Annotated in this window: 19 protein-coding genes; 9 read left to right on the forward strand and 10 right to left on the reverse strand. The window is 69.7% G+C overall.

Going from position 1 to position 22,307, the window contains the following annotated elements; genetic code table 11:
* Positions 1-17: 17 nt before the first annotated feature.
* The 3 genes from ACFWCK_RS13200 to ACFWCK_RS13210 are packed head-to-tail and all read right to left on the reverse strand — an operon-like array spanning position 18 to position 3,292.
* On the reverse strand, positions 18-1,001 hold the full coding sequence (locus ACFWCK_RS13200; protein ID WP_378806267.1) for a carbohydrate ABC transporter permease: 984 nt from the start codon (positions 999-1,001) through the stop codon (positions 18-20).
* Positions 998-1,969: a carbohydrate ABC transporter permease gene (locus tag ACFWCK_RS13205; protein WP_233312672.1), complete on the reverse strand. Its 972-nt coding sequence runs from the start codon at positions 1,967-1,969 to the stop codon at positions 998-1,000. Before ACFWCK_RS13205 ends, ACFWCK_RS13200 begins: the two co-directional genes overlap by 4 nt.
* 27 nt (positions 1,970-1,996) lie before the next feature.
* On the reverse strand, positions 1,997-3,292 hold the full coding sequence (locus ACFWCK_RS13210) for an extracellular solute-binding protein (protein WP_233312671.1): 1,296 nt from the start codon (positions 3,290-3,292) through the stop codon (positions 1,997-1,999).
* Positions 3,293-3,463: 171 nt separating this feature from the next.
* Here ACFWCK_RS13210 and ACFWCK_RS13215 point away from each other — a divergent pair, with 171 nt between their 5' ends.
* Genes ACFWCK_RS13215 through ACFWCK_RS13225 form a run of 3 tightly spaced genes read left to right on the forward strand, consistent with a single transcriptional unit; the run spans position 3,464 to position 7,544 of the window.
* Positions 3,464-4,891: a sulfatase gene (locus ACFWCK_RS13215; RefSeq protein ID WP_378806268.1), complete on the forward strand. Its 1,428-nt coding sequence runs from the start codon at positions 3,464-3,466 to the stop codon at positions 4,889-4,891.
* A complete protein-coding gene (locus ACFWCK_RS13220) occupies positions 4,888-6,246 on the forward strand; it encodes a glycosyl hydrolase (RefSeq protein WP_378806269.1) in 1,359 nt (452 codons plus the stop codon). The genes ACFWCK_RS13215 and ACFWCK_RS13220 overlap by 4 nt, the downstream gene beginning before the upstream one ends.
* On the forward strand, positions 6,243-7,544 hold the full coding sequence (locus tag ACFWCK_RS13225) for a sulfatase-like hydrolase/transferase (RefSeq protein ID WP_378806270.1): 1,302 nt from the start codon (positions 6,243-6,245) through the stop codon (positions 7,542-7,544). The genes ACFWCK_RS13220 and ACFWCK_RS13225 overlap by 4 nt, the downstream gene beginning before the upstream one ends.
* Before the next feature lie 26 nt (positions 7,545-7,570).
* Here the strand turns inward: ACFWCK_RS13225 and ACFWCK_RS13230 are convergent, their stop codons facing one another.
* Together ACFWCK_RS13230 and ACFWCK_RS13235 are read right to left on the reverse strand one after the other, a co-directional pair.
* Positions 7,571-8,047: an adenylyltransferase/cytidyltransferase family protein gene (locus ACFWCK_RS13230; protein ID WP_233312667.1), complete on the reverse strand. Its 477-nt coding sequence runs from the start codon at positions 8,045-8,047 to the stop codon at positions 7,571-7,573.
* A 143-nt stretch (positions 8,048-8,190) separates the two neighbouring features.
* Complete coding sequence (locus ACFWCK_RS13235; protein WP_378806272.1) at positions 8,191-9,213, reverse strand: LacI family DNA-binding transcriptional regulator; 1,023 nt, start codon at positions 9,211-9,213, stop codon at positions 8,191-8,193.
* Positions 9,214-9,303: 90 nt separating this feature from the next.
* Between ACFWCK_RS13235 and ACFWCK_RS13240 the strand changes: the two genes are divergently transcribed.
* Positions 9,304-12,378: an alpha-mannosidase gene (locus ACFWCK_RS13240; protein ID WP_378806273.1), complete on the forward strand. Its 3,075-nt coding sequence runs from the start codon at positions 9,304-9,306 to the stop codon at positions 12,376-12,378.
* A gap of 175 nt (positions 12,379-12,553) precedes the next feature.
* Here the strand turns inward: ACFWCK_RS13240 and ACFWCK_RS13245 are convergent, their stop codons facing one another.
* Positions 12,554-13,027 (reverse strand): S-ribosylhomocysteine lyase, encoded by a 474-nt coding sequence (locus ACFWCK_RS13245; protein ID WP_378806275.1) that lies wholly within the window; start codon positions 13,025-13,027, stop codon positions 12,554-12,556.
* A gap of 114 nt (positions 13,028-13,141) precedes the next feature.
* Positions 13,142-13,822, reverse strand: a complete 681-nt coding sequence (locus ACFWCK_RS13250) for an NUDIX domain-containing protein (RefSeq protein WP_378806276.1) — start codon at positions 13,820-13,822, stop codon at positions 13,142-13,144.
* Positions 13,823-13,907: 85 nt separating this feature from the next.
* On the opposite strand from ACFWCK_RS13250, the gene ACFWCK_RS13255 reads away from it, so the two are divergent.
* Positions 13,908-14,906, forward strand: a complete 999-nt coding sequence (locus ACFWCK_RS13255; protein WP_378806277.1) for an SPFH domain-containing protein — start codon at positions 13,908-13,910, stop codon at positions 14,904-14,906.
* Position 14,907: 1 nt separating this feature from the next.
* On the forward strand, positions 14,908-15,792 hold the full coding sequence (locus ACFWCK_RS13260; protein WP_378806278.1) for a hypothetical protein: 885 nt from the start codon (positions 14,908-14,910) through the stop codon (positions 15,790-15,792).
* Between the two features lie 64 nt (positions 15,793-15,856).
* Here the strand turns inward: ACFWCK_RS13260 and ACFWCK_RS13265 are convergent, their stop codons facing one another.
* Positions 15,857-16,999, reverse strand: a complete 1,143-nt coding sequence (locus ACFWCK_RS13265; RefSeq protein WP_378806279.1) for an epoxide hydrolase family protein — start codon at positions 16,997-16,999, stop codon at positions 15,857-15,859.
* 66 nt (positions 17,000-17,065) lie between these two features.
* On the opposite strand from ACFWCK_RS13265, the gene ACFWCK_RS13270 reads away from it, so the two are divergent.
* Positions 17,066-18,022, forward strand: coding sequence for a helix-turn-helix transcriptional regulator (locus ACFWCK_RS13270; protein ID WP_378806280.1), 957 nt, complete (start codon positions 17,066-17,068; stop codon positions 18,020-18,022).
* A 14-nt stretch (positions 18,023-18,036) separates the two neighbouring features.
* On the opposite strand, the gene ACFWCK_RS13275 is transcribed toward ACFWCK_RS13270, so the two are convergent.
* On the reverse strand, positions 18,037-18,852 hold the full coding sequence (locus tag ACFWCK_RS13275; protein ID WP_233312661.1) for a serine hydrolase: 816 nt from the start codon (positions 18,850-18,852) through the stop codon (positions 18,037-18,039).
* Between the two features lie 108 nt (positions 18,853-18,960).
* Between ACFWCK_RS13275 and ACFWCK_RS13280 the strand changes: the two genes are divergently transcribed.
* Positions 18,961-19,557 (forward strand): carboxymuconolactone decarboxylase family protein, encoded by a 597-nt coding sequence (locus ACFWCK_RS13280; protein ID WP_233312660.1) that lies wholly within the window; start codon positions 18,961-18,963, stop codon positions 19,555-19,557.
* Positions 19,554-20,450 carry an RNA polymerase sigma-70 factor gene (locus tag ACFWCK_RS13285; RefSeq protein WP_233312659.1) on the forward strand — a complete coding sequence of 299 codons (897 nt, stop codon included), beginning with the start codon at positions 19,554-19,556 and terminating at the stop codon, positions 20,448-20,450. Before ACFWCK_RS13280 ends, ACFWCK_RS13285 begins: the two co-directional genes overlap by 4 nt.
* Positions 20,451-20,785: 335 nt before the next feature.
* On the opposite strand, the gene ACFWCK_RS13290 is transcribed toward ACFWCK_RS13285, so the two are convergent.
* Positions 20,786-22,171 (reverse strand): glycine--tRNA ligase, encoded by a 1,386-nt coding sequence (locus tag ACFWCK_RS13290; RefSeq protein ID WP_233312658.1) that lies wholly within the window; start codon positions 22,169-22,171, stop codon positions 20,786-20,788.
* Between the last annotated feature and the right edge of the window lie 136 nt (positions 22,172-22,307).

A 22,307-nucleotide genomic window follows, 5' to 3' on the forward strand; every position in this document is an offset into this window, starting at 1 on the left:
CGGCGCAGGGACCGGGGTCATCCCTTGACGCTCCCCTCCTCGACGCCCTTGAAGAACTGCTTCTGCAGGACGGCGAAGAGGATGATGATCGGCACCAGCGCGATCATCGTGCCCGCGGCGATCACGCGGGGGTTGGATCCGAAGTTCGAGTTCAGGTAGTTCATGCCGACCGTGAGCGTGTAGTTCGCCGGATCCGACAGCACCACCAGCGGCCAGAGGAACTCGTCCCAGGCGCCGATGAACGCGAACAGCGCGACCACGGACACCATGCCGCGGATGTTGGGCCAGACGATATGGCGCAACCGCTGCAGGGTGTTGGCGCCGTCGATCGTGGCAGCGTCCAGGGTGTCGGCGGGGATCATCCGGCAAGCGGCGGCCATGAGCAGCACGTTGATCGCCGCGATCGCGCCGGGCAGGAACACGCCCCACAGGGTGTTCGCGAGCCCGAGCGACTTCACCGTCAGGTACTGGCTCGTCAGGGTGACCTCGCCGGGCAGCAGGAGCGTGGAGAAGAAGATCGCCATGACGATCCCCTTGCCGCGGAACTTCAGGCACCCGAGGGCGTAGCCGCCGAGTGTGGCGAAGATCACATTGGTGATGACGGTGCCGACGCCGACCAGCAGCGAGTTGCGGGCGTAGTCGAGCACCGGGATGGTGCGGAAGACCTCCGCGTAGTGGTCGAGCGTGGGCGCGCTCGGGATGAGGTTCGGCGGGAATCCGTAGATGTCCTCGCCGGATCCCTTGAACGAGGTCGAGAGCTGCCAGAGGAACGGGAACACCATGATCCCGAGGACCACGACGAGCAGCACGTACTTGCCGATCAGCCCGGCCAGCGAGGGCTTCATGATGTCGGCGGATCCGCGGGTGCGGTACGCCTTCTCGCGCGAGCGCGGCGGACGGGCGCCGCGGCCGCCTCGGGTCGACTCCGGAGTCGACCGGAGGGCCGTCGTCGCCTGCTCCTCGATCACGCCGGCGCTGCCGGGGGTCTGGAAGGAAGTCATGCCGTCACCTCCGCACGGTCCTTGGCATCGCGGCGCTCGGCGCGCTGCTGCGCTCGCAGGTCGCGGCGGGTGCGCCGGCCCGCCAGCGCGTCGCGGATCATCTCGCCGTTGTTGGCGATGCCGACCACCGTCAGCGGGATCAGGGTGAGCAGGAACAGCACGATCGAGATCGCCGAGGCGTAGCCGATCTGCCCGTTCAGGCCCTTGCCCATCGACTGGATGAGCATCACCATGCTCATCGACCGCCCTCCGGGCCCGCCGGATCCGGAGGAGAGGATGTAGAGCTCGGTGAACACGCGCATCGCGGCGACGCAGATGAGCACCGAGACGAGCATCATCGGGCCGCGCACTCCGGGCACGGTCACCGACCAGAACCGGCGCCAGGCTCCCGCGCCGTCCATGGCGGCGGCCTCGTGCAGCTCGCGCCCCACGTTCCCGAGGGCGGCGAGGTAGACCACCATGTAGTAACCGAGGCCCTTCCACACGGTCAGCCCGATGGCGCAGAAGATCAGCAGCCAGCGGTCGGAGAGGAACTCGATCGGCCGATCCGCGAGGCCGAAGAACCTCAGCGCCGAGTTGATCGTGCCGGTGCTGGAGAACAGGAACTCCCACACGATCGCGACCACCACGGCCGAGGCGATCACCGGGAAGTAGAACGTCGTGCGGAAGAACCCGATCGCCGGGATCTTCCGGTGCACGAGCAGCGCCAGCAGCAGCGGGATGAACGTGAGCAGCGGCACGCACACCACCACGTACACGAGGGACGTGGTGAGGGCGTAGCCGAACCGCTCATCGCTCGCCAGGCGGGTGAAGTTGTCCAGCCCGACGAACGTGACGGGACGGAGGGGGCGGGCGTCCGTGAAGGCGAGCACCACCGTGTTCAGGAACGGCCACAGGGCGAAGACGACCACCCAGACCACACCCGGCAGCACCAGGAGGTACGGCGTGTACCAGCGCTGTCTTCTCATCTGCTCACCCCCTCCTCACTCATCGGGTCACTTGGACACGTTCTGGTCGGCGTAGTCCTGCGCCTTCTTCAGGGCGTCCTTCGCCGAGATGTCACCCTTGATCGCGAGCGCGATCTGCTGCTTGGCGTAGTTCTCCATGGAGTCCACGTATCCGCTGCCGGGGGCACCGGGCACGCGGGCCTTGTCCATCTGCGCGGCGGCGAACTTGGTCGCCTCGGCCTGCTCGGCGTTCTGCGCGGTGCCGGCGAAGGCCGACGGGTCCTCGTTGGCCTTCTTGGTGCCGGGGAAGAAGCCTGCGGCGAGCTTCATGAACTCGATCTGGTTCGCGTCGTTCGTGACGTACTCGCCGAACGCGATCGCGGCGGCCTTGTTCTTGGCGTTCTTGGAGACGCTGATGCCCTGCACGAACAGCGGCGGCTCGCCGAACCCTCCGGTCACCTTGACCGACGGGAGAAGCGCCGGCGAGTTCACGGCGAGGTTCTTGTCGATGTAGTTCGGCCCGGCGGTCGTCCACGCGACGCTGCCCTTGTTGAAGTTGTCGACGTTGGCGTTGGCCGTACCGGCGTTCTGCAGCGCCTCGGGGCTGACCGCACCCTCCTTGTAGAGCTCGGCGTAGCGCTCGACGATCGCCTCGGCCTCGGGGGTGTCGAAGACGAACTTGCCGTCCTTGACGAAGTCGTAGGTCTTGCCCTGGTCGCTGATGTCGATCTGCATCGACTTCGGGCTGGGCACGTCGGAGAGCGTCGCGATGCCGAGCTTGCCGAGCTTCGACGCGGCGTCCAGGGTCTCGTCGAAGGTCTTCGGCGGCGCCGTGATGCCGGCCTTGCCGAGCAGGTCCATGTTCCAGTAGTTCAGCTCGGTGCCGAGGTACCACGGGAAGGCGTACGTGCCCTCGAGCCCGTCGTAGGTGTAGGCCGCGACACCGCCGTCGACGTAGTCGCCGATGATCTTCGAGTCCTTCTTCAGGTCGACGAGCTGACCGGCCTTGGCGAGCTCCTGCGCGAACTCCGGCGGCAGGTTCACGACGTCGGGCAGCTCGTTCGATTCGGCCTGCTGAAGGATCTTGTCCTCGTAGCCGTCGGCGGGCTGGTCGATCCACTTGACCGTGACGCCGGGGTGCTCCTTCTCGAAGCTCTTGGCGATGTTCTCGAAGTACGGCGTGAACTTGTCGTTCTTCAGCGACCAGGTCTGGAAAGTGACGGTGCCGGTGATCTCGCCGTCGGCGGATCCGCCTCCGGAGGCCGCCCCTGAACCGGTGCAGGAGGTGAGAGCGAGCGCCGCGACCGCGGCGATGCCGACGGCGATAGTCGATCGGATCTTCATGGACGTGTTCTCCTTCGAAGTGTCCCGGGTGCATCGCCGGCCGGCGCTGGCATCCCATCACTAAAACGATATAGTGTGCCTAGCATGCCACAAGGACGCGGTGTTCGTCCAACAGCACCGCAACGCCGACCTGGGGAACCAAATCCCTTCAGCTACTCAAGGAGGAACGTGATGAGCAGCCCCCGTCGCCCGAACATCGTGTTCGTGCTGACCGACGACCACGCCTCGAACGCCATCGGCTGCTACGGATCAGCGGTGAACACCACGCCCGGCATCGATGCGATCGCCGCGGCGGGGATGCGCTTCGATCGCGCCCTGGTCGAGAACGCGCTGTGCACGCCCAGCCGAGCGGCGTTCCTCACCGGCACCTACAGCCACACGAGCGCCGTCACCACGCTCGCCACGCATCTGACCAACGATCATGAGACCTTCATCACCGCGCTGAAGGCGGCGGGCTACCGCACCGCGATGTTCGGCAAGTGGCACCTCGGCCACGGCCCCGACCACGATCCGGCGGGCTTCGACCACTGGGAGGTGCTGCCGGATCAGGGCGAGTACTTCGACCCGGAGTTCGTCACACCCGAAGGCTCGGTGCGCTACGAGGGCTACGTCACCGACATCATCACCGAGCACGCCCTCGCGTGGATGGACGCGCAGGGCGACGAGCCGTACTGCGTGCTGGTCTGGCACAAGGCCCCGCATCGCCCCTGGCTGCCGCACCCCCGGCATGCGGGCCTCTTCACGGATCCGATCCCGTTGCCGCCCACCTTCGACGACGACTACGACGGCCGCGGCACGCCCGCGCACCATGCCACGATGCGCATCGCGGACTACCTCACCGACATCGACCTCAAGGAGGATCCGCCCGCCGAACTGGGCTACGCCGAGCGCGCGGTGTGGAAGTACCAGCGCTACATGCAGGACTACCTGCGCTGCGTGGCCGCTGTCGATGAGGGCGTGCAGGCGCTCACCGACTTCCTGCGGGCGAAGGGCCAGTTCGACGACACGGTCACGATCTACGCCTCGGACCAGGGCTTCTACCTCGGTGAGCACGGCTGGTTCGACAAGCGGTTCATGTACGAGGAGTCGCTGCGGATGCCGCTCGTGCTCAGCTATCCCGCCCGGGTCGCCGCCGGCGGGAGCACCGAGACACTCGTCTCCAACGTCGACATCGCGCAGACCCTGCTCGAGTTCGCCGGAGTCGCCGCCCCCGAGGGCATGCAGGGGCACAGTCTCGTCGACCTGGTGACCGCGGAGGATCCGGATCCGGTGCGAGACGCGCACTACTACCGGTTCTACGAGCACGACGACCACATGCACCACGTCTGGGCGCACTACGGCGTGCGCACCGACCGCTACAAGCTGATCTACTACTACGCCGACGGAATGGGACTGCCCAACACGGGCGACACGTCCTATCCTCCGGAGTGGGAGCTGTTCGATCTCGAGAGGGATCCGTACGAGCTCACCAGCGTGCATCTCGATCCCGCATACGCCGGCATCCGGCGTGAGCTGACCCTGAAGCTGTGGGATCTCCAGCAGGACCTCGGCGATTCTCCTCACCCGCGCCAGCCCGTCCCGGAAGGACGTACTCGATGACCCTCGGCACCGACGCCGCACTCTCCCCCGCCACGGACGGGGCCGCCCCGCTGCGGTTCGGCGCGAACTACACCCCGTCGAAGGAGTGGATGCACGCCTGGCTCGACCTCGACCTCGACGCGGTGCGCCGCGACTTCGCCGGACTCGCCGCGCTCGGCCTCGACCACGTGCGGATCTTCCCGCTCTGGCCGGTGCTGCAGCCCAACCGCACCCTCATCCGCGACAAGGCGATCGCCGACGTCCGCGCCGTGGTCGACGTCGCGGCGGAGTTCGGCTTGGACGCGTCGGTCGACGTGATCCAGGGGCACCTGTCGAGCTTCGACTTCATCCCGTCGTGGCTGTTCACGTGGCACGACAAGAACATGTTCACGCACCCCCTCGCGCTGAGCGGCCAGGTCGCGCTCGTCGAGCGCCTCGGCGCCGCGCTCGTCGACGCGCCGAACTTCCTCGGCTTCACGCTCGGCAACGAGGTGAACCAGTTCTCGGCGGCGGTGCACCCGCACCCCTGGCCCGTCACGCCCGACGAGGCCGCGGGCTGGCTCCGTGCCCTGCTGGACGCGGCCGAGCGGTCCGCTCCCGGGCTTCCGCACGTGCACAGCGAGTACGACGCGGCCTGGTACATGGACGGGCACGGCTTCGTGCCGACCCACGCGAGCCGGATCGGCGCCATGACCACGGTGCACTCGTGGATCTTCAACGGCACCGCGCAGCGCTACGGCGGACGCAGCGCTGCCAGCGACCGCCATGCCGAGTACATGATCGAGCTCTCCCGCGCCTTCGCGACGGATCCGCAGCGCCCGGTCTGGCTGCAGGAGGTCGGCGCCCCGTCGAACTGCCTGACACCCGAGCAGACCCCCGACTTCCTCGAGGCGACGGTGCGCGCCGCGGTGCGCACGGAGAACCTCTGGGGCGTCACCTGGTGGTGCTCCCACGACGTGGGCCGCGAGCTCGCGGACTACCCCGAGCTCGAGTACTCCCTGGGGCTGATCGACCAGGCCGGCGAGGCCAAGCCCATCGGTCGGCGCTTCGCGGAGATCATCCCCGAGCTGCGCGCGCGACAGCAGACGCCGGCCCGCACGACGGCGATCGTGATCGAGGTCGACGCCGACGAGATCCCGGTCAGCCGTGCCGCGATGAGCCCGGGGGGCGCGATCTTCCAGGCCTGGGTCGACGCCTGCGAAGCCGGCCTCGACGTGACCTTCGTCACCTCGCGCGCCGCGGCGGATCCGGCCGCCCTGGCGGCCCGCGGGATCACCGACCTGATCCTTCCCGACCTGCGCACGGGATCCGGGATCTACTCGTCCAACAACACCGTCGTCGATGGCGCGGAGGACTCCGCGGAGGTCACCGCATGACCCGCCCCAACGTCGTGGTGATCTACGCCGACGACCTCGGCTACGGCGATGTCGGCTGCTTCGGCGGCGACGACGTGCGCACGCCGCATCTGGACCGGCTGGCGGATCGCGGCGTGCGCCTCACGAACTGGTACTCGAACTCGCCCGTGTGCTCGCCGTCGCGCGCGGCGCTGCTGACGGGCCGCCACCCGGTGCATGCCGGGGTGCAGGAGATCCTCGGGGGCAAGCGCGGCACCGCGGGCCTGCCCGCCCAGCCGACGCTCGCCTCGCGCCTGCAGGACGAGGGCTACCGCACGGGCATCTTCGGCAAGTGGCACCTCGGCACCGGATCCGGCTACCGCCCGCTCGACCGCGGCTTCGACCAGCACTTCGGCTTCCTCGCGGGCTGCGTCGACTACTACTCGCACATCTTCTACTGGGGCCAGAACCAGAACCCCGTCCACGACCTGTGGGACGACGAACGCGAGGTCTACGACAACGGGCGCTACCTCACCGAGGTCATCGCGGAGAAGGCGGTCTCGTTCATCGTGGACAGCGCCGCCGAGCCGTTCCTCTGCTACGTCCCGTTCAACGCGCCGCACTACCCGATGCATGCGCCGAAGGAGTACGTCGACCGCTTCCCTGACCTGCCCGACGATCGCCGCATCATGGCGGCCATGATCGCCGCCATGGACGACGGCGTGGGCCGCATCCTGGACGCGCTCGACGCGGCGGGGATCACGGACGACACGATCGTGTTCTTCTCCTCCGACAACGGCCCCTCCACGGAGAGCCGCAACTGGCTGAACGGCGAGGAGATCGACTACCAGGGCGGATCCACGGGCGGCCTGCGCGGCAACAAGGGCTCGCTGTTCGACGGCGGCATCCGCGTACCCGCGATCATCGCCTGGCCCGGTGCCCTGCCGCAGGGCGCGGACTGGACCGAGCCCTGCGCGATGATGGACCTGCTTCCGACCGTGCTCGAGGCGACGGGCGCGCTGGCCGCGGACGAGGCGGACGGCGCGAGCGTGCTCGCGGCACTGCGTGCGCTCGAGCCGCTGGCCGCCGAGCGCACCCTGTTCTGGGAGTACGGACCGCAGCTCGCCGCACGCCGCGGCCCGTGGAAGCTCACGACCTCCGGCCGGGAGCACCTGGGCGGGCCCTTCGTCCTGGGCAGCAGCATGCTCGCGAACCTGGACGAGGATCCGGCCGAGGCCGTGGACCTGTCCGCGGAGCACCCCGAGATCGCGGCCGCGCTGCGCGCCGAGCTGGAGGAGTGGGCGCGGAGCTTCGACTGGGACCCGTCGCCCTGGCTCTGAGTCACCTCAGCGACGAGAAGCCGACGTCAGTTGCGCGCCTCGCGCTCGGCCTCCTTGGCCGCAACGATCTTGCGCAGGCCGGAGCTGGAGAAGCGGTGGTCGCGGCTGTTGAAGTACAACTCGATCCCGGCCTCCTCGCAGTACGCGCGGCCGGTGAAGTCACGGTCCTCGTACTCGTCACCGACGATGCGCACGTCGAGCTTGAACGAGCGGAGGATGTCCTCGAGGTCCTGCTCGGTCGAGTACGGGACGATCTCGTCCACGTACTCGCATCCGCGCAGCTGGATGTAGCGCTCGACCACAGTCTGGGTGGGAGCGTTCTTCTCCGGGCGGTCCAGGGTCGGGTCCATCTGCAGGCCGCAGATGAGGTAGTCGCACTGGCGCTTGGCCTCGGCCAGCATCATGATGTGCCCCGCGTGCAGCAGGTCGAAGGTGGAGAAGGTGATCCCCACGCGCGGCCCCGGGTTGTAGTCCTGGTGCTTCTTCACGGTCTCCGGCGTCATCTGCGAATCCTCTCGTCGGCCCAGAGCACTCTATCGAACGCGCCCGGACGCACCCCGTGCAGCCGCACTCGCCGTCGCCCGACGGCCCGCTGTCACGCGCGGCCCGCCGTCGGACCTCGAGGACCGGGCTCGACGCGATGCGCTCAGCGCGACGGCGCCGCCGTGCTCTCCCGGATCGTGAGCGCGGGGGCAGGGCCACGGCGGGACGGCAGCGGATCCGCGGATCCGATCCGCTCCAGCAGGAACGCCGCCGCCTGCTCGCCGAGCGCGAAGGTGTCACGGGTGAGGCAGGTGATCGACGGATGCACAAGCCCGGTCACCACGGAGTCGTCGAACGACGCCACCGACAGCGCCTGCGGCACCACCACGCCCATCTCCTGGGCGACGCGGAGCCCCGCGATCGCCATCACGTCATTGTCGTAGACGACCGCCGTGGGGCGGGACGCGCGGCTGAGCAGCGTGCGCGTGGCCGCGGTCGCTGCCGCCGGGGAGAAGTCGGTGACAAGCGTCTCTCCCACCACGCCTCGGGCGGCGAGTGCCGAGAGCACGTCGGCGCGGATGCGGGTGTGCTGGAACTCGGCGGGCCCGGAGACGTAGGCGATCTCCCGGTGTCCGAGCGCCGCGAGGTAGTCGAACAGCGCGTGCGCGGCGGCCTCGTCGTCGAGCCAGATGGCGGGGGGATCGCCGGCGCTGTCGCTGCTGCCGATCACGACGGCCTGCAGCGGCAGGCTCGGGAGCAGGGCCAGACGCGGATCGTCGTCGCGCGGGTCGATCACGATCACGCCGTCGACCTGATTCGCGCTGCGCCAGCGCCGGTAGGTCGCCATCTCCTCCTCGATCGAGGAGACCACGACCAGCTGCAGCGCGACGCCGTGCTGGGCCAGCGCCGACTGCACGCCGGCGATGAGGTCGGTGAAGAACGCCTCGGTGCCGAGCGTGCGGGCCGGTCTGTTCACGGCGAAGCCGACCACGCCGGCGCGGGATCCGACCAGAGCACGGGCGGCCGAGCTCGGCTGCCACTGGTGCTCCTCGGCGATGTCGAGGATGCGCTGCCGGGTCTGCTCGCTGACGCCGGGGCGCCCGTTCAGCGCGAAGGAGACCGCACCGGGAGACACTCCGGCGAGCCGGGCGATATCGGCGATGGTGATGCGCTTCGCCTGTGACATAGACTCACCGTACTAGATCGTTTTAGTTGGCCCTGTGGGAGAGGATCTCCCCAGGCGTTCTGACATTCTCGCACCGCGAAGGAGCACCCCGTGCACGAAGAGACCTCGCTCACCGTCGGCCGCGTCACCCGCGTGCTCGGCGAGCGCGTGCGCCCCGCCGTCCACTCCGCCCGAATCCCGCTGGAGATCGCCGCGCACGCGCTGCCGGGCGAGCCGATCCCGGCCGCCGAGGGCCTGGCGCTCGAGTTCGCGCCGTTCAGTGCCGGCCAGCAGTGGGGGCCCGCGTGGGGCACCACCTGGTTCCGGATCCGCGGCACCGTGCCGGCCGAGTGGGCAGGCAAGCGCGTCGAGGCACTCGTCGACCTCGGCTTCGACATCAACATGACCGGCTTCCAGTGCGAGGCCCTCGCGTATCGCGTCGGCGCCGACGGCGAGCCGGTCCCGGTGAAGAGCCTCAACCCGCGCAACCAGTGGCTGCCCGTCACGGAGCGCGCCGAGGGCGAGGAGGCGATCGAGCTGTACCTCGAGGGCGCCTCCAACCCCGTGCTGCTGGACTACCACCCCTTCCTGCCGACGCAGGAAGGCGACATCCTCACCTCCTCGCCGGATCCCCTCTACCGCGTGCGGCACATGGACCTCGCGGTGTTCGAACCCGAGGTGTTCGAGCTGTCCCTCGACCTCGAGGTGCTGCTGGAGCTGCAGGCGGAGCTTCCCGAGACCAGCCCGCGCCGCATGCGCATCCTGCAGGCGCTTGACGATGCGCTCGACGTGCTCGACCTGCAGCGCATCATCGAGACCGCGGGCGAGGCGAGGGCGCAGCTGGCCGACGTGCTGGCCGCACCCGCCGACGCCAGCGCGCATCGCATCGCCGCCATCGGGCACGCGCACATCGACTCCGCCTGGCTGTGGCCGCTGCGCGAGACCGTGCGCAAGGTGGCCCGCACCACCTCGTCGATGACGACCCTGCTCGAGGAGCAGCCGCAGTTCCGCTACGGCATGTCCAGCGCGCAGCAGTACGCATGGATGAAGGAGCACCGGCCCGAGGTCTACGCGCGGATCAAGGGCGCCGTCGCCGAGGGCCGCTTCCTGCCGCTGGGCGGCATGTGGGTCGAGTCCGACACGGTCATGCCGACCGGCGAGTCGCTCGTGCGGCAGTTCTCGCACGGCCAGCGCTTCTTCGAGCGCGAGTTCGGGGTCCGCTCGAAGGGCGTGTGGCTGCCGGACAGCTTCGGCTACTCCCCCGCCCTTCCGCAGCTCATGCGCCGGGCCGGCTTCGAGTGGTTCTTCACGCAGAAGATCTCGTGGAACCAGCGCAACGTGTTCCCGCACCACAGCTTCGACTGGGAGGGCATCGACGGGTCGCGGATCTTCACGCACTTCCCGCCGATGGACACGTACAACTCGCAGCTGAGCGGCATGGAGGTCGCCAAGGCGTCGCGCCAGTTCAAGGAGAACCGCGTCGCGACGCGTTCGATCGCCCCGGTCGGCTGGGGCGACGGCGGCGGCGGCACGACCCGCGAGATGACCGGCAAGGCCTCCCGCCTGGCTTCGCTCGAGGGATCCGCCCAGGTCGAGTGGATCCACCCCGATGAGTTCTTCGACGCTGCCAAGGCGGAGCTGCCGGATCCGGCCGTCTGGGTCGGCGAGCTCTACCTCGAGCTGCACCGCGGCACGCTCACCAGCCAGCACGCCACGAAGGCGCTGCACCGCTGGGCCGAGCAGGCGCTCATCGAGGCCGAGCTCTGGGCCTCGACCGCGGCGGTGCGCCTCGGCGCGGCCTACCCGCACGATGAGCTGGACCGGCTGTGGGAGACCGTGCTGCTGCACGAGTTCCACGACATCCTCCCCGGCACCTCGATCGCATGGGTGCACCGCGAGGCCGTCTCGGTGCTGTCCGGCGTGCTCGACGAGGCCCGCGCCCTGTCCTCCGAGGCGCGCGCCGCGCTCGCAGGTTCGGGAGATCTCGAGCTGGTGTTCACGCCGACGTCGGTCGGCGTCGGATCCGGCGCCCGCGCGCTCGGCGCCGGCTTCGCCTCCTCTTCGGGGTCGTTGAGCGAGGACGCGCGCAGCGCGACCGAGACGAAACGCGGCAACGTCACGGAGCAGGGGGTCTCCCTCACGGAGACCGGATCCGGCTTCCGCATCGAGAACGACCTCGTCACGGTCACGATCTCGGCCGAGGGTCTGATCACCTCCGCGATCGACAAGGCGACGGGTCGCGAGAGCATCCCTGCCGGCAAGCCCGCGAACCTGTTCCAGCTGCACCAGGACTTCCCGAACATGTGGGACGCGTGGGACATCGACAAGTACTACCGCAACCGCGTGGACGACCTCGTGGCGGTGTCGTCGATCGCGGCGTCCGTGGAGGACGGCGTGGCGACGATCATCGTGGAGCGGCCGTTCTCGGAGTCCTCTCTGCGGCAGACGATCACGCTGCGCCCCGGCTCGCGCACGGTGCTGCTGCGCAACGAGATCGACTGGCATGAGACCGAGAAGCTGCTCAAGCTGGCCTTCCCGCTGGACGTGTTCGCCCGCGAGACGGCGGCCGAGACGCAGTTCGGCTTCCAGCGCCGGGTCACGCACGTGAACACGAGCTGGGAGGCCGCGAAGTTCGAGACGTCCATGCACCGCTTCGTGCTGGTGCAGGAGGACGGCGGCTTCGGCGCCGCGCTCGTGAACGACTCGATCTACGGCTTCGACACCACCCGCGACGTGGACGGCGACGACGTCACCACCACCGTGCGCCTGTCGCTGCTGCGCGCCCCGCGCTTCCCCGACCCCGACACCGACCACGGCCGGCACGAGATCCAGGTGGGACTGGTGATCGGCACCGACGCCGCGATCGCGACGGCCGAGGGCATCGCACTGAACGCCCCGACGAGCGTCGTCCGCGGCGCGCACGAGGTCGAGCCGCTGGTCGCCGTGACCGGAGAGGGCATCGTGGTGTCGAGCGTGAAGCTCGCCGACGACCGCTCCGGCGACGTGATCGTGCGCGTCTACGAGTCGCTGGGCCGGCGTGCGAGCGGATCCCTGTCCGTCGGGTTCGAGCACGGCGGCATCCGCGAGGTCTCGCTCATCGAGGACGAGCTGGACGAGCCGCGCACCGGAGAGGCACTGTCGCTGCGTCCCTTCGAGGTGCGGACGCTGCGCATCGCCCGGGTCTGACCGCCGAGACCCCCGCGCAGCGTCGAAACCCCCATGCGTTCGCGCACGCACGTGGGGGTTTCGGCGGCCCGTGGGGGTGTCGGCGGACGGTAACGCCCGGGGCACCCACGATCCTCGCCCCGGGGTCGTTGAGCGAGGACGGCGAAGCCGACCGAGACGACACGTGGTGCGCGGATCAGGCCAGGATGCGGGTGAACGCGTCGCGGCTGATCCCCTGCTCGAGGATCCGCGCCGACCATTCGCGCGCGCCGTGCAGGCTGTGGTCGCGGTAGTTGCCGCACTCGATCGCGCTGACACCGGGGACGTCGCTCCACTCGGCCTTCTCGGCGATGAAGCGCAGACTGTCGGTGATGGCCTCGACGAGCGCCGGCACCTCAGGCCGGCCCCAGGTGATCAGGTGGAAGCCGGTGCGGCAGCCGAACGGCGAGATGTCGATGACGCCGTCCACGCGGTCGCGCAGCAGCGAGGCGAGGGTGTGCTCGATCGTGTGCAGCGCCGCCGTCGGGATCTCACCCTCGTTCGGCTGCACGAAACGCACGTCGAAGTTGGAGATCTCGTCGCCGCGCGGTCCCTGATCGACGCCGATCAGGCGGATGTAGGGCGCCTTGACGGCGGTGTGGTCCAGGGTGAAGCTCTCGACCTCGGCCATGGCGGATCTCCTTCAGGTGAGGGACGGACGACGGACCGGATCCGGCCCGGGTCCGAGGCTACCCCGCTCACCTCGGACGAGAGCCGCCGCCCGCAACACGATGACGGGAGCGGATCAGGCCGGCCGGGTGAGAGGAGGCTGCAGCATGCCGACGGGACCGCGCCGGTAGAGCTGCGCCGGGCGCCCGCCGTCACGCGTGCTCCCACCGGTGGCTTCGAGGAAGCCCGCCGAACCGGTGACCTTCCGATGGAAGTTGCGCGGGTCGAGTTCGACCCCCCACACCGCCTCGTACACCGAGCGCAACTGGGCGATCGTGAACTCGGGCGGACAGAACGCGGTCGCGAGAGAGGAGTACTCCAGCTTCGCCCGCGCCCGCTCGATCCCATCGGCGAGGATCCCGGCGTGATCGAAGGCCAGCGCGGTCGCGTCGCCCTCGACCTCGGACACCGGCCGCCAGCGCGCCGACCGGGCGTCGGATCCGGCGAGGGCCTCGCCGAGCTCAGGCGCGAGGGCGAGCCACGCGACGGAAACCACCCGGCCCCGCGGGTCGCGCCCCGGCGCTCCGTAGGTGCGCAGCTGCTCGAGGTGGACGCCCTGCGCCACCCCGGTCTCCTCGTCGAGCTCGCGATAGGCCGCGATCTCCGGATCCTCGTCGTCGAGCACGAAGCCGCCCGGGAGGGCCCAGCGCCCGGCGAAGGGATCGATCCCGCGTTCTACGAGGAGCGCCTGCAGCGCGTGGTCGCGGATGGTCAGCACGACGAGGTCGACGGCGACCGCGAAGGAGAACGGGTGCATGGCACCATCCTATGTTTATCGTCACCTTGACATGAAGTGGGGATTCCATTATCGTCAGAGTGACATAAACAACGAGGAGGACACCATGGCCACCATCACCAAGGCTCCGTTCATCCGGCACCTCGGCGCCGCACCGACGATGCACGTGCAGCACCTGCATCGCGGCGACCTGCGCCACGCGGGCGCCGGCCAGGCGTTCTGGTTCCGGCCGCTCGACGCCGCGATCAGCGAGATCCCGTTGGACGATCGCGAGCTCTCGGTCGTCGTCCAGCTCCGCACCGAGGATCTGCAGCAGCTATCCGCGCCGATCACCGTCACCTATCGGATCGTCGACCCGGCGATCGCCGCGCAGCGCATCGACTTCTCGATCGACCTCGGCACGGGCCTCTGGACCGAGCGCCCGCTGGACGCCATCGCCGGACTGCTGCACGGCGCAGCGACCGCGGCCGTCGGACATCTGCTGGCCGCCGAGCCGCTCGAGCGCGCGCTGCGCAGCGACCTCGCCGCGCTCGGCGCCCAGGCCACGCGCATCCTCACCGCGGACGCGCGACTGGCCGAACTGGGCCTGGAGATCGTGGGGGTGCGCTTCGCCCTGCTCCGCGCCGAACCCGACGTCGAGCGCGCGATGCAGACGCCGGCGCGCGAGGCGATCCAGCAGGACGCCGACAAGGCGACCTTCGCCCGTCGGGCCCTGGCCGTGGAGCGGGAGGCCGCGATCGGCGAGAACGAACTGGCCAACCAGGTCGAGCTGGCGCGGCGGCAGGAGGAGCTGGTCGCCACGCGGGGGCGCAACGCCCGCATCGAAGCCGAGCAGACGGCAGCGGCGGCCGCGATCGCCGCCGAGGCTGAGGCGGGACGGATCCGGCTCGCCGCAGAAGCTCAGGCCGATGCGGAGCGCGCGACCGGCGAGGCCGCGGCCGCCGCCGAGAGGGCGCGGATGGACGCCGTCCGCGACGTGCCGACGGCGGTGCTCACCACACTGGCGCTGCGCGAGCTCGCGGGCAGCCTGCCGACCATCGACCACCTCACCGTGACCCCCGACCTGCTGAACGACCTGCTTGGTCGCATCGGCGGAGGCCGCTGAGATGGTCGCCCCTCGGGCGGTGGTCGTCCACCGGGCGAGCGAGTGGACCGAGCTGCTCGCCCGACACGGCACCCGCGGCCAGGTCGAGTTCTTCCTGCAGCAGCGCGGCCAGTCACCGGCGGACGTCGCCGCGCACCACGATCAGCTCGAAGCGGCCCTCGCGACCGTGGCGGCCGGGATCCCGACGGAGTGGCGGCGCGCCGACGTCGAGCGCGCCGGGCTGCCGAGGTTCGCGTTCGAACCGGAGGATGTCTTGCTCGTCGTGGGTCAGGATGGCCTGGTCGCCAACGTCGCGAAGTATCTCGACGCCCAGCCCGTAATCGGCGTCGATCCCTCGCCGGGACGCAACGCCGGCGTCCTGGTCCCGCACCCGCCGGCCGCGGCGGCGGCACTGCTGCGGCAGGTGCACGACGGCCGCGCCGGCGTGTGCGAACGGGCCATGGTCGAGGTGCACAGCGACGACGGCCAGTCGCTCGTCGCCCTCAACGAGATCATGATCGGCCAGCCGGGACACCAGTCCGCGCGCTACCTGCTCGAGGTCGGCGGACACGCCGAGCGGCAGTCGTCGTCGGGGGTGATCGTCGGCACGGGCACCGGGTCGTCCGGATGGTGCCGGTCGATCGCGCGCATCCAGGCCCCGCAGCTGGCGCTGCCCGGGCCGACCGATGCGGCGCTGGCCTGGTTCGTGCGCGAGCCGTGGCCGTCGCCGACCACCGGCGCGGAGCTCGTCGCCGGCCGGCTGGAGGGCGACACGCTCGCTCTTCGCGTCGAGTCCGACACGCTCGTCGCGTTCGGGGATGGAGTGGAGAGCGACCGGCTGAACCTCGGATGGGGCCAGCGGGTCACCGTGGGCCTCAGCGCCCGCACCCTGCGCACCGTCGCCTGATCGGGACGCCGCGCTCCGACGCCCCGAACGGGACGGCGGAGGCGGAGGCAGCGGCAACTGCGGTTCAGCTCTCGCGGATCCCTGCGAAGAACGCGCGCACGTCGCCGGCGAGCAGGTCGGGACGCTCCAGTGCGGCGAAGTGGCCGCCCTCGTCGAAGCGGCTCCAGTGCACGATGTTGTCGTTGTCGCGCTCGGCGAAGACGCGGATCGTCTGGAAGTCGTCCTTGAAGACGGCGACGCCGGTGCGCGCGTGGTTCACCTGCGGCTCGGTCTGCGCCTGGGCGTTCTCGAAGTAGCTGCGGCTCATGCCCGCGGCGGCGTTCGCGAACCAGTTCACGCTGACCTCGAGCAGGATCTTCTCCAGCGGCACGAGCGAGGTGCCGTTGCCGAAGCTGTTGAACAGTTCGCTGTACGCCAGCAGTCCGATCGGGGAGTCGCTGAGCCCGACCGCGACCGTCTGCGGCCGGGAGGCGTTCATCGTGTTGTAACCGCCGACCGACTGGAACCACTGCATGTGCTCGAGCCCCGCGTAGTCGGCCGGCTCGAGACGCTCGAACTCGCTTGGGTCGCCCGAGGGGAACGAGAACAGCTGCAGCACGTGCAGGCCGAGGAAGCCCTCGGGGCTCAGCAGTCCGAGCTCGCGTGCGACCATCGCACCGTTGTCGGATCCGTGCACGCCGTAGCTCTCGTATCCGAGGCCCCGCATGAGCTGGTCGTAGGCCCGGGCGACGCGGGGCATCGTCCATCCGGCATCGGTCACGGGCTGGGAGAAGCCGTATCCCGGCGCATCGGGGACGACCACGTCGAACGCGTCCTCCGCGCGGCCGCCGTACGACACCGGGTCGACGAGGCGATCGATCACGTCGAGGTAGTCGACGGAGGATCCGGGATAGGTGTGCAGCAGCAGCAGGGGCGTTGCGCCCTCATGCGCGGAGCGGACGTGGATGAAGTGGATGTCCTGGCCGTCGATCTCGGCGACGAAGTGCGGGAAGGCGTTGATGCGGGCCTCAGCGGCGCGCCAGTCGAAAGCGCGCCAGGCGGCGAGCGCCTCGCGGAGGTAGTCGTTCGGGGTGCCGGTGGTCCAATCGTCGGCGGGGGCCGGCTGCGGCAGGCGAGTGCGGGCGAGCCGGTCCCGAAGGTCGGCGACCTCGGCGTCGGTGACGGAGACGGTGAAGGGGCGGATGACGAGGGCTGCGGTGGTGTTCATGTGTTCCACGGTAGAAGGCCATTAGGCTGGATTCGTTCCTAATGCGAGAACTTCTTCGAGGACCCGATGACAAGCCCCTCCGCCCGCCTGCTCGCCCTGCTCTCGCTGCTGCAGACGGGATCCGGCCGCACCGGCGCCGAGCTCGCGGCCCGGCTCGACGTGAGTCCGCGAACCGTCCGCGCCGACATCGAGCGACTCCGAGACCTCGGCTATCCGGTGGATGCCGTACGCGGCTCGGTGGGCGGATACCGCCTCGGTTCGGGCGGGCAGCTGCCCCCGCTGCTGCTGGACGACGAGGAGGCCGTCGCGGTGACCGTGGGCCTGCAGATGGCCGCGGGAGTGACCGGGGTCGAGGAGTCGGGCGCCAGAGCCCTCGCCAAGATCGAACAGGTGCTGCCCTCCCGCTTGCGTCCGCTCGTCGACGCTCTCGGCTCGACGATCGACCGCGGCCAGGAGAACGTCGGCACCGACGCCCCGGATCCCGAAGTGGATCCCGCCGTGCTCGCTGCGACCGCCGCGGCGATCCGCGATGTCGAGTGGCTGCGCTTCGACTATCAGGACGCACCTGTGCTCGTCGAGCCGTACCGTCTGCTCAGCTGGCAGCGGCGCTGGCACCTCGTCGCGCGCGACCCCGCCTCCGGCGCGTGGCATACCTACCGGGTGGACTGGATGACGCTGCGCATGCCGACCCGTCGCAGGTTCGATCCGCAACCGCTACCCGGCGGCGACTACACGGCGTTCGCGATGCGCACGATCGCGGCGAGCGGATGGGCGGTGCACGCCCGGCTGCGCATCGACGCGCCGGCGCAGGCCGTCCTCGACCGGATCAACCCGACCGTGGGCGTCGTCGAGCCGATCGATGCCGACCACTGCGTGCTGGTCACGGGCGCCGACAGCCTCGACACGGTGGCGGCGTACATCGGGATGCTGATGATGGACTTCACCGTCGAGTCCCCGCCCGAGCTGATCCCCCGACTGCAGGTGCTGTCGGCGAGGTACGCACGCGCGGTCGCCGGATCCTGAAGACCGGATCCGGATCAGCGTCCGTAGCGCGTGACGATCTCCTCGGTCAGCGCGGGCCAGATCCGCTTGTGCTCCTCGCCGAACGGGACGCCGGAGAGGAACGCGGCGGCGAGGTCCCGCGAGCGGTCGATGAGCAGGAAGCTGCCGAGCGCGCCGAAGTGGCCGGCCGTCTCGGGCGGCAGGGTGTCGCTCATCCAATGCGGCGACTTGGAGTCCTTGAGCTCGAAGCCGAGTCCCCACTGGTTGTCGGGATACGCCCCGTAACCGGGCACGATCCCGCGCAGGCCGGGGTGCGAGACGGTGAGGGCGAGGTCGCGCAGCGCCGCCGGGATGAGCGTCGGGCGGAGCACCTCGCGTCCGAAGATGAGCAGATCCTCGATCGAGGCCGACGCCCCCGCCGACGGCCGTCCGGTGACATCCGTGCGCCCCATGCCGAGCGGCAGCGTGACCTCCCGCAGCATCCAGTCCGCGAAGTCCATGCCGACGGCGTCGGAGACGTGCGCGGCGAGCGCGTCGAACCCGGCATTCGAGTAGATGCGCCGCTCGCCGGGAGCCTTCAGCGGCCCCTCCCCCTCCATGGGCAGTCCGCTGGTGTGGTCGAGCAAGTTCAGCACCGTCGCTCCCGCAGGGCCGGCCGGCTCGTCCAGATCCACCAGCCCGCGCTCGATCGCGACGAACACACCCCATGCGGTGAGCGGCTTGGTCACCGAGGCGAGCGGAAGGACGGCCTGCGGGTCCCCCTGCACGGCGAGCGCCTGCTCGGGGCCGGTGACGCCGACCAGCGCGGTGTGCGGGAAGCCGTCGGTCGCTGCGAAGGTCGTCGTGTCCACGGATCCATCGTGGCACGAGGCGAATATCGGATCCGGATGTCACACATCGGGGTCGACCGGTGTCTCCATGTCGAAGGCGCGAGAAACGCGCCACAGGAGGAGCAGATCATGACGAAGACGACCAGGATCCCGGCAGTCGCGGTGACCGGCCCGTTCGGCGCACTGGTGAAGACCATGGCGCGGCGCAAGCTGGGTCTCGTGCCCGACTCGATCGGGGTGATGTGGCAGCACCGGCCCGTGATGATGGACATGATGAGCTTCGGTGGCAAGACCGAGAAGTGGCGCGAGCTCGACAAGGGCCTGTCGACGCTGGCGACCATGGCGGCGGCCGCGACGGTGGGCTGCAGCTTCTGCCTCGACCTGCACTACTTCATGGCGCACGACCACGGGCTCGACGAGGAGAAGGCCCGCGAGGTGCCGATCTGGCGCGACTCGACCCGGTTCACGCCACGGGAGCGCCTGGTGATGGAGTACGCCGAGGCGATGAGCCAGACCCCGCCCACCGTCACCGATGAGCTCTCCGACGCACTGCTCGCCGAGATCGGAGCGCCGGCGCTGCTGGAGCTCGCGGCGAAGGTCGGCTACCTCAACGCGACCGCCAGGGCGAACATCGCGCTCGGCATCCACTCCGACGGCTTCGCAGACGCCTGCGGACTGGCGCCGCTGGCGACCACGGCGGAGACCCGCGTAGCGTCGGCGTCATGAGCGACACGACAGGACCGCGATCCGAGGATCCCTTCGTCGCGCACCGCGGCCTGCTGTTCACCGTCGCATACGAGATCCTCGGATCCGCCGCCGATGCCGAGGATGTGCTGCAGGAGTCCTGGCTGCGCTGGGCGGCGGCCGACCGCGACGACGTGCGCGATCCGCGCGCCTACCTGGTGCGCACCGTGACCCGGCAGTCCCTGAACCTGCTGCGGACGGCATCCCGTCGGCGCGAGGAGTACGTGGGCCCGTGGCTTCCGGAGCCGCTGCTGACGACGCCGGATGTGGCGGACGACGTCGTGCTCGCGGAGAGCGTGTCGGTCGCGATGCTCACAGTGCTCGAGACGCTGGGTCCGACCGAGCGGGCGGTGTTCGTGCTGCGCGAGGTGTTCGACGTGCCGTTCGACGAGATCGCCGACGCGGTGGGCAAGACGCCGGCGGCGGTGCGGCAGATCGCGCACCGCGCCCGTGACCACGTGGCCGCCCGGCGTCCGCGCGTCACGGTCGACGCCTCCGAGCACGACCTCGCCGTGCAGCGCTTCATCGCGGTGATGAACTCCGGCGACGTGCAGGGGCTGATGGACGTGCTGGCCCCCGACGTGGTGTCGGTCACCGACAGCGGCGGGCTCGTACGGCATGCCGCCCGGCGCCCCTTGCACGGCGCCGATCGCGTCGTGGCGTTCCTGCAGGGCAGCATCGCCAAGCTCGACACCGCCTTCGCGGTGGTCCCGCTGCGCGTGAACGGCATGCTCGCCGCAGGGATCCGGGTGGGCGGCGAGCTGCTCGCGGCGGTGAGCTTCACCGTCGAGGACGGACGGATCACCCAGGTCTTCTCCGTCGCGAACCCGGGCAAGCTCGCCGGCCTCGACACCGAGGCACCGCTCGCCCGGTGACGCATCGCACGGCGCAAAGAGTCCGCCTCGATCAGCCGTCGCGCCGCTTCCTTGCATAGTGCGAAGGAACTGCGCTTCTTTCGCGTCAGATCGCGCAGAAGCGTGAATGGAGGACCGCGAAACTGGATCCAAGCCCCCACTCGTACGCAAAGGAGCACCCCATGGAACGCGACCCCGAACTCTTCGACTCCGACGCACTGCTGCACATCGGCCGTCCCGTCTGGTTCGAGAAGCACCCCTCGCAGGCCGAGGGCGAGGACTTCTGAGCACTCGTCCCGAGACGGCGAAAGGGCCGCGATTCACCTCTGTGAATCACGGCCCTTCGTCTTGCCCGGTCAGGCGCCCTTGAGGCGCTCCGACAGATAGGCGTCGAGCTCCGCGAGCGGCACGCGCTCCTGCGCCATGGTGTCGCGGTCGCGCACGGTCACCGCGTCGTCCTCGAGCGAGTCGAAGTCGATCGTGACGCAGAACGGGGTGCCGATCTCGTCCTGGCGACGGTAGCGGCGCCCGATCGCACCGGCGTCGTCGAAGTCGATGGCCCAGTGGCCGCGCAGCTTGTCGGCGACCTCGCGAGCCAGCGGCGAGAGGCGCTCGTTGCGGGAGAGCGGCAGCACCGCGACCTTGACCGGCGCGAGGCGCGGGTCGAGCTTCAGCACGGTGCGCACATCGGTGCCGCCCTTGGCGTTCGGCACCTCCTCCTCGACGTAGGCGTCGACGAGGAACGCCATCATCGAGCGGGTGAGGCCGAACGACGGCTCGATCACGTAGGGGGTGTACTTCTCACCCGAAGCCTGGTCGAAGTAGGTGAGTGAGGATCCGGAGGCCTCGCTGTGGTTGGAGAGGTCGAAGTCGGTGCGGTTGGCGACGCCCATGAGCTCGCCCCACTCCTTGCCGGCGAAGCCGAAGCGGTACTCGACGTCGATGGTGCCGGCGGAGTAGTGCGCGCGGTCGTCCTCCGGCACATCGAACTGGCGCATGTTCTCGGGGTTGATCCCGAGGTCGATGAACCAGTCCCAGCACTCCTGCACCCAGTGCTCGAACCATTCCTGTGCTTCCGCGGGCGGCACGAAGTACTCGATCTCCATCTGCTCGAACTCACGCGTGCGGAAGATGAAGTTGCCGGGGGTGATCTCGTTGCGGAACGCCTTGCCGACCTGGCCGATGCCGAACGGCGGCTTCTTGCGGCTGGCGGTCAGCACGTTCGAGAAGTTCACGAAGATGCCCTGCGCGGTCTCCGGGCGCAGGAAGTACACGCCCGACTCGTCATCGACCACGCCGAGGTAGGTCTTCACGAGCCCCGAGAACGCCTTGGGCTCGGTGTACTGGCCCTTGGTGCCGCAGTTCGGGCACGGCACGTCGGCCAGGCCGTTCTCGGCGGTGCGACCCTTACGCGCCTCGAAGTCCTCGATGAGAGTGTCCGCGCGGAACCGCTTGTGGCACTGCAGGCACTCGACGAGCGGATCCGTGAACGTGGCGACGTGGCCCGACGCCTCCCACACCCGCTTGGGCAGGATGATCGAGGAGTCCAGGCCCACCATGTCGCCGCGGCCGCGCACGAACGTCTGCCACCACTGCCGGCGGATGTTCTCCTTGAGCTCGGTGCCGAGGGGTCCGTAGTCCCAGGCCGAGCGCGAGCCCCCGTAGATCTCACCCGCCTGGAACACGAACCCGCGGTGGCGGGCGAGGGCGATGACCTTGTCAAGACGGGACTGTTCGGCCACGGTGGCTCCAATGGTCGCGATGATGCGGGGAATGCGCACGAAGAGGCGCAGGTCAATCCTATCGGCGCGTCGGATCCCGTGATGGTGCGGATCCTCACTCGCCTGCCAGGATATGAGTCGACTCCTGACAAACCTT

The organism is Microbacterium sp. NPDC060117 (genome assembly GCF_042729315.1).
GTDB lineage: Bacteria > Actinomycetota > Actinomycetes > Actinomycetales > Microbacteriaceae > Microbacterium.